General features: G+C 58.9%; 10 protein-coding genes and 2 tRNA genes. 4 read left to right on the plus strand and 8 right to left on the minus strand.

All coding sequences use genetic code 11. The features are described from left to right. Window positions 1-171: 171 nt before the first annotated feature. From AB4O41_RS14015 to rnr, 8 genes are all read right to left on the minus strand, one after another. Window positions 172-2,475, minus strand: a complete 2,304-nt coding sequence (locus tag AB4O41_RS14015; protein WP_460148161.1) for a YgiQ family radical SAM protein — start codon at window positions 2,473-2,475, stop codon at window positions 172-174. A gap of 259 nt (window positions 2,476-2,734) precedes the next feature. Then, on the minus strand, window positions 2,735-4,129 hold the full coding sequence (dnaB, locus tag AB4O41_RS14020; RefSeq protein ID WP_007902695.1) for a replicative DNA helicase: 1,395 nt from the start codon (window positions 4,127-4,129) through the stop codon (window positions 2,735-2,737). Window positions 4,130-4,248: 119 nt separating this feature from the next. Beyond that, complete coding sequence (gene rplI, locus AB4O41_RS14025; protein WP_003197251.1) at window positions 4,249-4,695, minus strand: 50S ribosomal protein L9; 447 nt, start codon at window positions 4,693-4,695, stop codon at window positions 4,249-4,251. A gap of 19 nt (window positions 4,696-4,714) precedes the next feature. Continuing rightward, on the minus strand, window positions 4,715-5,608 hold the full coding sequence (locus AB4O41_RS14030) for a YybS family protein (protein WP_052965942.1): 894 nt from the start codon (window positions 5,606-5,608) through the stop codon (window positions 4,715-4,717). A 36-nt stretch (window positions 5,609-5,644) separates the two neighbouring features. Beyond that, window positions 5,645-5,875, minus strand: a complete 231-nt coding sequence (gene rpsR, locus AB4O41_RS14035; RefSeq protein WP_002551829.1) for a 30S ribosomal protein S18 — start codon at window positions 5,873-5,875, stop codon at window positions 5,645-5,647. Window positions 5,876-5,903: 28 nt separating this feature from the next. After that, window positions 5,904-6,326: a 30S ribosomal protein S6 gene (gene rpsF, locus AB4O41_RS14040; protein WP_007902678.1), complete on the minus strand. Its 423-nt coding sequence runs from the start codon at window positions 6,324-6,326 to the stop codon at window positions 5,904-5,906. 305 nt (window positions 6,327-6,631) lie between these two features. Beyond that, window positions 6,632-7,399: a 23S rRNA (guanosine(2251)-2'-O)-methyltransferase RlmB gene (gene rlmB / locus AB4O41_RS14045; RefSeq protein ID WP_123358679.1), complete on the minus strand. Its 768-nt coding sequence runs from the start codon at window positions 7,397-7,399 to the stop codon at window positions 6,632-6,634. Then, the gene (gene rnr / locus AB4O41_RS14050; protein WP_460148163.1) at window positions 7,396-10,035 is read right to left on the minus strand and encodes a ribonuclease R; all 2,640 of its coding nucleotides are present in this window, start codon (window positions 10,033-10,035) and stop codon (window positions 7,396-7,398) included. Before rnr ends, rlmB begins: the two co-directional genes overlap by 4 nt. A gap of 226 nt (window positions 10,036-10,261) precedes the next feature. Between rnr and AB4O41_RS14055 the strand changes: the two genes are divergently transcribed. The 4 genes from AB4O41_RS14055 (at window position 10,262) to AB4O41_RS14070 (ending at window position 13,396) form a co-directional block, all read left to right on the plus strand. Beyond that, window positions 10,262-10,348, plus strand: a tRNA-Leu gene (locus AB4O41_RS14055). A 165-nt stretch (window positions 10,349-10,513) separates the two neighbouring features. After that, window positions 10,514-10,600, plus strand: a tRNA-Leu gene (locus AB4O41_RS14060). A 220-nt stretch (window positions 10,601-10,820) separates the two neighbouring features. Then, a complete protein-coding gene (locus tag AB4O41_RS14065; RefSeq protein ID WP_460148164.1) occupies window positions 10,821-11,831 on the plus strand; it encodes an iron ABC transporter substrate-binding protein in 1,011 nt (336 codons plus the stop codon). Continuing rightward, window positions 11,831-13,396, plus strand: coding sequence for an ABC transporter permease (locus tag AB4O41_RS14070; RefSeq protein WP_460148165.1), 1,566 nt, complete (start codon window positions 11,831-11,833; stop codon window positions 13,394-13,396). Before AB4O41_RS14065 ends, AB4O41_RS14070 begins: the two co-directional genes overlap by 1 nt. Window positions 13,397-13,438: the final 42 nt, after the last annotated feature.

Consider the following 13,438-nt stretch of genomic DNA (forward strand, 5'->3'; position numbering starts at 1 on the left):
TGCCGCCGTCATCGCGGGCGAGCCCGGCTCCAACAGGGTTTGGCGTCGTATAGGGAAATCGGTTTCCAGGGCCGCCATTAAAGTGCGCGTCACCTTAGCAAACAGGCCGCACACTCGCTAGAAAACAAAACGCCAGCACTAAGGCTGGCGTTTTGCGATATGGCGCGGAAATTAACGCGGTACGACTGGCTTGCGGGCCGGTTTTGGCCCCTTGCCTTTGGCCGCATCCTTGCGCTCCTTGGCCGCCTGCTGATTGCGGGCAAACGCCGCAGCCTTGGCCTGTTCACGCTTGTCCCACGGGTTGCCGCCATCGCTGGCGCGCGGTGGCAGACCGGTGTGCTGGGTCAGGATCTTGGTGGTCTTTTCCCCGGCCACTTTGTGGCTGCCGGCCGGTGTCGAGTTCTTGCGACGGGCACTCTGGTAGCTGTCGGTCGCCGGCTGATGCAGCGGGATCAACTGGTTCTTGCCCGGCCCGATCAGGTCGGCGCGGCCCATGCGGGTCAGCGCTTCACGCAGCATCGGCCAGCCTTTCGGGTCGTGATAACGCAAGAACGCCTTGTGCAGGCGACGCTGCTCTTCGCTCTTGACGATGGTCACGCCGTCACTCTTGTAAGTGACCTTGCGCAGCGGGTTCTTGCCCGAGTGGTACATCGCGGTAGCGGTGGCCATCGGCGACGGGTAGAACGCCTGCACCTGGTCGGCACGGAAACCGTTGCCCTTGAGCCACAAGGCCAGGTTCATCATGTCTTCGTCTGTGGTGCCAGGGTGAGCGGCGATGAAGTACGGAATCAGGTACTGCTCTTTCCCGGCTTCCTTGGTGTACTTCTCGAACATGCGCTTGAACTTGTCATAGCTGCCGATGCCCGGTTTCATCATCTGGTTGAGCGGACCTTCCTCGGTATGTTCCGGGGCGATCTTCAGGTAACCACCAACGTGGTGAGTCACCAGCTCTTTGACGTATTCCGGCGACTCGACCGCGAGGTCGTAACGCAGACCGGACGCGATCAGGATCTTCTTCACACCCGGTAAGGCACGGGCACTGCGATAGAGTTGGATCAGTGATGAGTGATCGGTGTTCAGGTTCGGGCAAATGCCGGGGAACACGCACGAAGGTTTGCGGCACGCAGACTCGATTTCCGGCGTCTTGCAGGCGATGCGGTACATGTTCGCGGTCGGGCCGCCAAGGTCGGAAATGACCCCGGTGAAGCCTGGGACCTTGTCGCGAATCTCTTCGATCTCACGAATGATCGACTCTTCGGAACGGTTCTGGATGATCCGGCCTTCGTGCTCGGTGATCGAACAGAACGTACAGCCGCCGAAGCAGCCGCGCATGATGTTCACCGAGAAGCGAATCATGTCGTAGGCAGGAATTTTTTCCTTGCCGTACGCCGGGTGCGGAACCCGTGCGTAAGGCATGCCGAATACGTAGTCCATTTCTTCGGTGGTCATCGGAATCGGAGGCGGGTTGAACCAGACGTCGACTTCGCCATGCTTCTGCACTAGGGCACGGGCATTGCCCGGGTTGGTTTCCAGATGCAACACGCGGTTGGCGTGGGCGTAAAGAACCGCGTCGCCACGGACTTTCTCAACCGATGGCAGACGAATCACGGTCTTGTCGCGAGTCATTTTCGGGCTCGCCAGGATCTGCACGACCTTGGCTTCGCTCGGGTCTTCAACCGGACCTTTTTCCTGCTCGATGGCGCAGGCTTGAGTGTCTTGCGTATTGACGTACGGGTTGATGATCTTGTCGACCTTGCCCGGACGATCGATGCGCGTGGAATCGACTTCGTACCATTCTTTCGGCGTATCACGACGAATGAACGCGGTGCCGCGCACGTCGGTGATGTCTTCGATCTTGTGACCATAGGACAGGCGTTGGGCGACTTCGACGATCGCGCGCTCGGCGTTGCCGTAGAGCAGGATGTCGGCGCAGGCGTCGATCAGGATCGAGTTGCGCACCCGGTCCTGCCAGTAATCGTAGTGAGCGATACGGCGCAGGGAGGCTTCGATGCCACCGAGCACGATCGGCACGTTTTTATAGGCTTCCTTGCAGCGCTGGCTGTAAACCAGGCTCGCGCGGTCCGGACGTTTGCCCGCCAGGCCACCAGGGGTGTAGGCGTCGTCGGAACGGATTTTCTTGTCGGCGGTGTAGCGATTGATCATCGAGTCCATGTTGCCGGCCGCGACGCCGAAGAACAGGTTCGGCTCGCCGAGCTTCATGAAGTCGTCTTTGGATTGCCAGTTCGGCTGCGCAATGATCCCGACGCGGAAGCCCTGGGCCTCCAGCAGTCGGCCGATGATCGCCATGCCGAACGACGGGTGGTCGACGTAGGCATCACCGGTGACGATGATGATGTCGCAGGAATCCCAGCCAAGCTGATCCATCTCCTCCCTGCTCATCGGCAGGAATGGCGCTGGCCCGAAACATTCGGCCCAGTACTTGGGATAGTCAAATAACGGCTTGGCTGCTTGCATGTCGATAACCGGTGTTGGCTTTCATTGAATTTCGCGGGCGCGGAATATAGCACAAAATTTGATCAATTCCGACGGCTATGGTCGGAAATTGCGGCGACCGTTTCGCGCAAAGATCCTGAGATCTGGCGCAACCCCTGTGGCGAGGGAGCTTGCTCCCGCTGGGCAGCGAAGCGGCCCCAAAATCTTGTGAGCGCTGCGCACTCAAGCGGGAGCAAGCTCCCTCGCCACAAAAGCTTCTTTGCCACAGGTTTCTATTGGGTTATTCGTCGTCGAAGTTGTAGCTGCCCGGCGCCAGGTTTTCGAAGCGGGTGTATTTACCGATGAACGCCAGTCGTGACGTACCGATCGGGCCGTTCCGCTGCTTGCCGATGATGATCTCGGCGATGCCTTTATGCTCGGTTTCCGGGTGGTACACCTCATCCCGGTACACGAACATGATCACGTCAGCATCCTGCTCGATCGCTCCGGATTCCCGCAAGTCGGAGTTGATCGGGCGTTTGTTCGGTCGTTGCTCCAGGGAGCGGTTCAGCTGGGACAGCGCCACTACCGGGCAGTTGAATTCCTTGGCGAGGGCTTTCAAGGAACGGGAGATCTCGGAAATCTCGTTGGTCCGGTTGTCGCCGCCGGAACCTGGAATCTGCATCAACTGCAGGTAGTCGATCATGATCAGGGCGATGTCGCCGTGCTCACGCACCAGACGCCGGGTCCGCGCGCGCATCTCCGACGGGCTGATACCGGCCGTGTCGTCGATGAACAGCTTGCGATCGTTCAGCAGGTTGACCGCCGAGGTCAGGCGTGGCCAATCGTCGTCGTCCAGGCGACCGGCCCGGACCTTGGTCTGGTCGATACGCCCAAGGGACGAAAGCATACGCATGATCAGCGATTCGCCTGGCATCTCCAGCGAGTAAACCAGCACGCACTTGTCGCTGCGCAACACGGCGTTTTCCACCAGGTTCATCGCAAAGGTGGTTTTACCCATGGACGGACGGCCAGCGACGATGATCAGGTCGGAAGGCTGCAAGCCGCTGGTCTTCTCGTCGAGGTCGGTGTAACCGGTGGACAGGCCGGTAATGGCGTTGTCGGTGTTGAACAAGGTGTCGATGCGGTCGATAGCCTTGGTCAGCAGGTCATTCACGCTCACCGGGCCGCCGGTTTTTGGCCGGGCCTCGGCGATCTGGAAGATTTGCCGCTCAGCTTCGTCGAGAATCTCTTCAGCCGTGCGGCCTTCCGGGTTGAAGGCGCTGTCGGCAATTTCGGTGGCGATGCCAATCAACTGCCGCAACGTCGCCCGTGCACGAACGATTTGCGCATAGGCCTTGATGTTGGCGACGGACGGCGTGTTTTTCGCCAGCTCACCCAAATAACCGAGGCCACCGACTTGCGAGGTCTGACCTTCCTTGTCCAATTGCTCGGCAAGGGTCACGACGTCGATCGGGGAGTTCTGATCGGCCAGTTTGGCGATCGCACGGAAGATCAAACGGTGGTCATGACGATAGAAATCGCCGTCCGAAACCTGATCGAGCACACGTTCCCAGGCGTTGTTGTCCAGCATCAGACCACCGAGTACAGCCTGTTCGGCCTCGATGGAATGCGGCGGCACCTTCAGGGCAGCGGTTTGCAGATCGTATTGCTCGGGAGCGGAGATATCGTTCATGGCCACTTGGTTTATTTAGAAAAGCAGGGAGTTCAGAAAGACAAAGGGCACGACCTGTAAACAGGATCGTGCCCGATGTTACCGGCAAGCACCCGAGGGTACCAGCCGACAAGTGCTGCTTAAGCTGCTACCACGACAACGCGTACGGTGGCTTCAACTTCGGCGTGCAGGTGCACGGCTACGTCGAATTCGCCTACGTTGCGAATGGTGCCGTTCGGCAGACGAACTTCGCTTTTTGCAACTTCAACGCCAGAGGCGGTCAGTGCATCAGCGATGTCGTGGGTGCCGATCGAACCGAACAGCTTGCCTTCGTCACCAGCGGTGGCAGTGATAGTCACTTCCAGCTCAGCCAGTTGGGCGGCACGGCTTTCAGCCGAAGTTTTACGGTCTGCTGCGGCTTTTTCCAGCTCAGCGCGACGCTCTTCGAACGCAGCCAGGTTGGCAGCGGTCGCAGCGGTAGCTTTGCCGTAAGGCAGCAGGTAGTTACGACCGTAACCAGCCTTAACGTTCACTTTGTCACCCAGGTTGCCCAGGTTGGTGACTTTTTCCAGAAGGATCAGTTGCATGTGAAAATCCTCTTAACTTTTAACCTTCACCGTTCGCGTTATCGGCATCTTTCGGTGCCGAACGACCGCGAAAATCAATCAGGCTGTCGACGATGGCCAAGACCACCAGCAACGGATAGATCAGCTGCATGAACAGCAACAGCGTGACGTACAACCCCACCAGCCAGAATTTAGCCAGTCGCTTTTGCGCCACCAGCCCGTGAATCAGGGCCAGCCCGGCGAACACCAGCGGTACGCTGCACAACGGCGTCAACATGGCCATCTGCGAGCCTAAGTTAGGCCCCAGAAGCATCAACACCAGCAGCAACATCGCCGGTAAAAGCGGGATTCGGATGGCGCGAAACTCGCGACCAAAACCACCCGGGTTGTACAACAACGCCTGCCAGTAGCGCCCGACAATCAGGCTCAGCACACTGACGATTTGCAACAAGGCCGCAATCAGGCCGGTCAGGACCGGTGCAATCAAGGACGCGAAACGCGCTTGCTCGTCTACCGACAATTGCTGGTAGACATCACCGAGTAGCGACGGCATGACTTTTATCAAAGCCTGCGCCAGCATCTCGATCTGGGGCGCAAAAGCCGCCCCGAGCACCACTGAAAACACCAACCCCATCGCTATGCTGACCAGCAGCACGCGGTTCCAGGACTCACTTGCGCGCAAAACCAACGCAAGGCTCGAAGACCCCAGCAGCACCAGAAGTGCCCGTGGGTCGTCGGAGTAAAGCCACCAGACCAACGCCGGCAGCAGTCCCAGAGCAAGAACGCCCAAGGCGTCCTTCAATCCGCGCCGCAGGAGCACAAGGCATCCGGCGGCAGCACCCAACCAATACAACAACGGCAATGTTGCGCATCCGGCCACTACCAGAGTGGCCTGCATACGGCCGCGCATGATGAACTCAGCTAAGGCGCGCATGCATTCAATCCTTTGCTACGTGTCGACTGCCCGGTCTCAGCGGCCGTGGCTGTCGGTGTAGGCCAGCAGGGCCAGGAAGCGGGCGCGCTTGATAGCGGTGGCCAGCTGACGCTGATAACGTGCTTTGGTACCGGTGATGCGGCTTGGAACGATTTTGCCGGTCTCGGATACGTAAGCTTTCAGAGTGTTGAGATCTTTGTAATCGATCTCTTTCACGTCTTCAGCGGTGAAGCGGCAGAATTTACGACGACGGAAGAAACGTGCCATGTAATAGGCTCCTCAAAAGGTCCGTGGATTACTCGTCAGCGTTATCGCTGGCGTCGCTGTCATCACCATCAACGCCTTCGGCGTCGGAGTGCTCAGGACGGTCGCGACGCTCACGGCGCTCACTGCGGTTTTCTTCAGCCTTGAGCATCTCGGATTGGCCGGTAACGGCTTCTTCGCGACGGATGACCAGGTTACGGATCACTGCATCGTTGTAGCGGAAGTTGTCTTCCAGCTCGGCCAGGGCCTTGCCAGTGCACTCAACGTTCAGCATCACGTAGTGAGCCTTGTGAACATTGTTGATTGCGTAGGCCAGTTGACGACGGCCCCAATCTTCCAGACGGTGGATTTTGCCGCCGTCTTCTTCGATCAGCTTGGTGTAACGCTCAACCATGCCGCCGACTTGCTCGCTTTGATCCGGGTGGACCAAAAAGATGATTTCGTAATGACGCATGAATGCTCCTTACGGGTTGTAGCCTGCCGCTCAAAAGCGGTCAGACAAGGAGTGAATGACACTAATGGACTTGCTTGCGATAGACACATGCGTGCCTGCCGTCACAGCAAGGGGCGCAATTGTAGAGAAGGGACAGGAGAGGCGCAAGGCAATTGGTGATTATTTGAACAACCCCCAATCTTCGCCCTGACACAAAACCACTGTGGGAGCGAGCCTGCTCGCGATAGGGTGCAACATTCAACATTTATGCTGAATGTAACTCCGCTATCGCGAGCAGGCTCGCTCCCACAGGGATTACAACCGGATCAGGACTTCTTGGCGGTCCCGGCGGCTTTGACACCGCGCTGGCGCAGGGCCTCGAACAGGCACACGCCAGTAGCCACGGAAACGTTGAGACTGCTGACACTGCCCGCCATTGGCAGGCGCACCAGGTAGTCGCAAAGATCGCGAGTCAGGCGGCGCATTCCGCTGCCCTCCGCGCCCATGATCAGGATGGTCGGGCCGGTCAGGTCTTGCTGATACAGCTCCTGCTCAGCCTCACCCGCCGTACCGACGACCCATAAGCCACGCTGCTTGAGTTTTTCCAGGGTGCGCGCCAGGTTGGTCACCGCCACCAACGGAATCACTTCCGCCGCGCCGCAGGCGACTTTACGCACTGTCGGGGTCAGGGTGGCTGACTTGTCCTTTGGCACGATCACCGCCAGCGCGCCGGCCGCATCGGCCGAACGCAGGCAAGCGCCGAGGTTGTGCGGATCGGTCACGCCATCGAGCACCAGCAACAGCGGTGCGCCTTCAGTGCGATCGAGCAATTCGTCGAGCATCGCTTCGCCCCAGACCTGACTCGGACTGACGTCCGCGACCACGCCTTGGTGCACGCCTTCTACCCATGCATCCAGCTCACGACGCTCAGCCTGACCGACCGCTACGCGATTTTCGGCAGCGAGTGCGATCAGCGTCTGCACCCGCGGATCACTGCGGCCTTCAGCCAGCCAGATCTGCTTGACGCGTTTTGGGTGGTGACGCAGCAACGCTTCTACAGCGTGCACGCCATAGATCTTTTCCAACTGACTCATGACTTGGCCTTAGGTTTACGCGCCCCGCCGCTTCTGGCGGCTGGAGCGGAACCCGCTTTTGGCGGGCCTTTACGGTGTTTGCTCGGTTTTGCTGGCTTGCCGCCGGAGGCCTTGTCAGGCGCCGACCGCCCGGTCTTTCCCCCAGACGCCGCTTTACCGCCGCTTTTCGCTTCAGACAGCAACGCCTGTTTCAGTTCACGACTTTTGCGTAACTCGGCATTTTTTGCCGCGGCATCGCTCGGACGATAGGCTTCGACAGCCTTTTCCTTGGCAGGACGACGGCCGGTTTTCGCCGGTGCCGGCTCTGCTGCCGATTTGGTAGCAGCGCCAGCAGGAGCAGCAGTTTCAGCCCCACGCTTCTTGCGGCCGATCGGCGCGCTAATGGTTTTTTCAGCCATCTCGAAGTCGATCTTGCGCTCGTCAAGGTCGACGCGCATGACGCGCACTTCAACCGTGTCGCCAAGGCGGAAGCTGCGACCGGTACGCTCACCGGCGAGGCGATGGTGTACAGGATCGAAGTGGTAGTAATCACCCGGCAGCGCGGTGACGTGCACCAGGCCCTCGACGTAAATGTCGGTCAGTTCGACGAACAGACCGAAACCGGTCACGGCAGTGATCACACCCGGGAACGATTCGCCCACGCGGTCTTTCATGAACTCGCATTTGAGCCAGTTCACCACGTCGCGGGTCGCTTCGTCGGCACGGCGCTCGCTCATCGAGCATTGCTCGCCGAGCTGCTCCAGGATCGCTTCGTCGTACGGATAGATTCGCGCCTTCGGAATGGTCATCGCGCCGGCACGGCGAACGTGCGGGGTGTCCATTTTCGAATGGATGACGCTGCGAATCGCCCGGTGCGTGAGCAAGTCCGGGTAGCGACGAATCGGCGAAGTGAAGTGGGTATAGGCTTCGTAATTCAGGCCGAAGTGGCCCTGGTTATCAGCGCTGTACACCGCTTGGCTCAACGAACGCAGCATGACGGTCTGGATCAGATGGAAATCCGGACGGTCCTTGATGCTTGCCAGCAAAGCCTGGTAATCCTTCGGCGACGGACCATCCTTGCCTTTGTGCAGGGACAGGCCGAGCTCGCCAAGGAAGGCGCGCAGTTTTTCCAGACGCTCCGGTGGCGGGCCGTCGTGGACACGATACAACGCTGGGATTTCGTGTTTTTTCAGGAATTCGGCAGTGGCCACGTTGGCCGCCAGCATGCATTCCTCGATCAGCTTGTGGGCGTCGTTGCGAACGGTTGGACGGATTTCGGCAATCTTGCGCTCGGAACCGAAAATGATCCGGGTTTCCTGCGTTTCGAAATCGATCGCGCCGCGCACGTGACGGGCCGCCAACAGAACCTTATACAGCGCGTACAGCTGTTTGAGGTGCGGCAGAACGTCGGTGTATTCACCACGAAGCTGACGCGCTTCGGTGGCTTTCGGCGTTTCCAGCATGGCGCTGACCTTGTTATAGGTCAGGCGAGCGTGGGAGTGAATCACCGCTTCGTAGAAGCAGTAGTCGGTCATCTCGCCGGATTTGGAGATGGTCATCTCGCAGACCATGGCCAGGCGATCGACGTGCGGGTTCAGCGAGCACAGGCCGTTGGACAGTTGCTCTGGCAGCATCGGCACGACGCGCTCGGGGAAGTACACCGAGTTGCCACGCACCTGGGATTCGTTATCCAGTGCCGAACCGATTTTCACGTAGCTGGAAACGTCGGCGATCGCCACGTACAACTTCCAGCCACCGGAGAACAGGCGCAGCTTGCCCGGCTTGGCTTCGCAATAGACCGCGTCATCGAAGTCGCGCGCATCTTCGCCGTCGATGGTCACGAACGGCAGATGGCGCAGGTCAATGCGCTTCTCTTTGTCTTTCTCTTCGACTTCAGGCTTGAGCTTGGCAGCTTCCTTGAGCACCGCTTCAGGCCAGACGTGAGGAATATCGTAGGTGCGCAGGGCGACATCGATTTCCATGCCCGGCGCCATGTAGTTACCCACGACTTCGACCACGTCGCCTTGCGGCTGGAAGCGTGGCGTCGGCCAGTGGGTGATCTTCACTTCGACGAACTGGCCGATCTGGGCGTTGGCGTTGCGGCCCGGAGTCACCAGCACTTCTTGCTGGATCTTCGGATTGTCCGCGACAACGAAGCCGATACCGCCCTCTTCGAAGTAACGACCGACGATGGTCTCGTGGGCACGGGACACCACTTCGACGATCATGCCTTCGCGGCGACCGCGACGGTCGAGGCCGGAAACACGGGCCAGGGCACGGTCGCCATCGAATACCAGGCGCATTTGCGCCGGGCTCATGAACAGGTCGTCACTGCCGTCATCCGGCACCAGGAAGCCGAAGCCGTCACGGTGACCGCTGATGCGGCCCAGGATCAGGTCGAGCTTGTCCACCGGCGCATATGTGCCGCGACGGGTATAGATGAGTTGAGCGTCGCGCTCCATGGCACGCAGGCGGCGACGCAGGGCTTCGATCTGGTCTTCTGTGGTCAGACCAAACTCTTCGACCAGCTGCTCGCGGTTAGCAGGCGAACCTCGATCAGCAAGGTGCTGAAGGATCAGTTCGCGGCTAGGAATAGGGTTTTCATATTTTTCCGCTTCACGAGCGGCCTCGGGATCGAGGGACTGCCAATCGGCCATTAGAGAGTTTTCACCTTGTCTATATGCGGGTTAGTTTGGCATAGGCGTAATGAAACGGGAAATTTCAGGCTATGACAGCCCATCTAAAGCCCTTTATCGACATCGCAAAGCTGTTTTGAATACCACTGGAGAAATTTTCCAGGTTTTTTCGGTGTCGGGGGTTTACAGTTAAAAAGACGCTCCGTATAGTGCGCGCCATCGACGACGCACACGCGCTGCCGATACTGCCCAGATGGTGAAATTGGTAGACACGCCAGCTTCAGGTGCTGGTGACCGCAAGGTCGTGGAAGTTCGAGTCTTCTTCTGGGCACCAATTTCGAGCTTGAGATTAGAACAATTTCAAGGCTCACACAAAAACCCGCGAAAGCGGGTTTTTGCATTTCAGGCTTCCGGTTTATTAAAATTAAATCAGGGGTTTACAGATCAAAATGCTCTCCGTATAGTGCGCCACATCAACAGCGGCAACGCTTGCGATTATGCCCAGATGGTGAAATTGGTAGACACGCCAGCTTCAGGTGCTGGTGACCGCAAGGTCGTGGAAGTTCGAGTCTTCTTCTGGGCACCAATTCAAATTCAAGGTCACGATCTTGAATTTCACAGAAACCCGCGAAAGCGGGTTTTTGCGTTTCTGGCTTTCGAAAACCCCAAGCCATTACTCCCTCGCCACAAAAACTTGCCCCTGCCCCTCTAGTAAATACTCCTCAGCCCCTCAAGACGCACATGAGAAACAATATCGTTTATCATTGTTGCAAGATTTTGCAATGCGACAGCGAGGAACCCTGCGAATGATGTTTCGAAATACCCTGCGCCGCGGCCTGACCATCACCCTGCTCGGCCTGACACTCGCCATTCCCCTCACCCAAGCCGCCGATCCGGTTTCCCTGACACTCTACAACGGCCAACACAAGGAAGTCGGCGACGCCGTCGCCAAAGCCTTCGAAGCCAAGACCGGGATTCACGTCAATGTACGCAAGGGCAGCAGCAACCAGCTCGCCAGCCAAATCGTCGAAGAAGGCGATCGCTCCCCCGCCGACGTGATCTATACCGAAGAATCCCCACCGCTGAACAAACTCGGCGAACAAGGTCTGCTGGCAAAAACCGACGCCGCTACCCTCGCTGTTCTGCCAAAAGACTACGTTGCCGGCAACGACACCTGGATCGGTATCACTGCGCGAGTCCGCGTGGTTGCATTCAATCCCAAGCTGATCGATGAAAAAGACCTGCCCAAGTCGGTAATGGAATTCTCCGATCCGAAATGGCAAGGCAAGGTCGGCTTCGTTCCAACCAGCGGCGCGTTTCAGGAACAAGCCGTAGCAATCATCAAAGTGCACGGTATGGATGCGGCCGAAGAATGGCTGACCGGCCTGCGTGCTTTCGGAAAGACTTACAGCAACAATATGGTCGCGCTGAAAGCTGTGGAAAACGGCGAAGTCGCCACCGTGCTGGTGAACAATTACTACTGGTTCGCCTTGCAGCGTGAAAAAGGTCAGCTCGATTCGAAATTGCATTACTTCACCGGCGGCGACGTCGGCGGGTTGATCACCGTTTCCAGCGCTGCGGTGCTGAAATCCAGCAAGCATCCAAAGGAAGCCCAGCAATTCCTCGCCTACATGGCGAGTGAAGATGGTCAGCGAGTGATCACCGAGACCACCGCCGAATACCCGCTACACAAAGGCATGGAATCTGATCGCGGGCTCAAGCCGTTCAGCGAACTGCAAGCGCCGAAAGTCACGCCAGCCGATCTCGGCAACGCCGAAGAAGCCCTGGACCTGGAACGTGACGTTGGCTTGAACTGATGAGCGCATCGTTATCTGCCCCCGCCTTGCGCGGGGGCTACGTGCCACGGCGCAAGCGCCCGTCAATTTGGTTGTTGCTGCCGGTTTTGCTGCTGGTGGTGCTCAGCCTATTGCCACTGGCTTATGTCGGCCTCAAGACCTGGCAGGCCGGCTGGGCCGAGGCGCTGCATCTGTTGTGGCGCCCCTACGTGTTTGGCCTGCTGCGTAATTCGCTGGCGCTGATGGTGGGCGTCACGCTGGCCTGCGGCGTGATTGGCCTGTCGCTTGCCTGGTTGCTGGAACGCAGCAATTTGCCGGGTCGACGACTATGGGGCGTGATCCTGTGTCTGCCGTTCGCGGTGCCGGCGTTTGTCAGCAGCTTCACCTGGGTCTCCTTGAGCGCTCACCTCGAAGGGCTGGGCGGGGCGATCCTGGTGATGACCCTGTCCAAATACCCGCTGATTTTTCTGCCGGTGGCGGCAACCCTGCGCAATCTCGATCCTTCCCTGGAGGAGTCCGCACGAACCCTGGGGCAGAATCGCTGGGGCGTGTTCTTCAAAATCACCCTGCCTCTGCTTTGGCCGTCACTGCTGGCCGGTTCGCTGCTGATTGCGCTGCACATGCTGGTGGAGTTCGGCGCGCTATCGATCATCGGCCTGCAGACTTTCACGACAGCGATCTACCAACAGTTCGAGCTGGAATTCAGTAACGCTAACGCAGCGATGCTCTCGGCGGTGCTGCTGGCGCTGTGTCTGGTACTGCTATGGCTGGAGCTACGCGTGCGTGGCAAGGGCCGACATGTACGCACCGGCCAAGGCGCGGCGCGACATGCGCAGCAGGTTCGTCTGGGGCCGTGGACGACGGTCGGACAGCTTTACTGTCTGCTGTTGGCGATCATCGGCAGCGGCATTCCGCTGGGGATGCTGGCGTACTGGCTGATGGTGGGTTCGTCAGCGGCGTTCCCGGTCGCCGCGATCAGCGAGGCATTGTTGTCATCTCTGGCGCTGTCCCTCGGTGGCGCAGCACTGTGCCTGGTGCTGGCGGTGCCGGTGGGATTGTTGGTGGTGCGCCATAAAGGCCGACTGGCAATCTGGGCCGAGCGCTTGCCGTATCTGCTGCATGCACTGCCGGGATTGGTGATTGCGCTGACCCTGGTGTATTTCGCCCTGCATTATGTGCCGGTGCTGTACCAGACCTCGGCGCTGCTGCTAATTGCTTATGCGCTGTTGTTTCTACCGCTGGCACAGGCGCCGATTCGCACTGCGCTGAACAAGGCAGCGCCGCAACTGGAAGAGGCCGCACGCACGCTGGGGGCGTCATCCTTCAGCGCGTTTTGTCGGGTGACGCTGCCGATAATCTTCCCTGCCTTGGGGGCAGCGTTTGCACTGGTGTTTCTGGATGCGATGAAGGAGCTGACGGCGACGCTGCTGCTGAGTCCGACCGGACTGAATACGTTGGCAACGGAAGTCTGGGCGCATACCGCGAATGTGGAGTTTGCGGCGGCGGCGCCATATGCTGCGTTGTTGATTGTGGTGTCGGGGTTGCCGGTTTATTTACTGACGACGCGGATGTATTTGAGCCGCTGAGATCGCTATCGCGGACAAGCCCGCTCCCACAGGGGGAGCGGT

This window comes from Pseudomonas sp. S2_A02 (assembly GCF_054668495.1).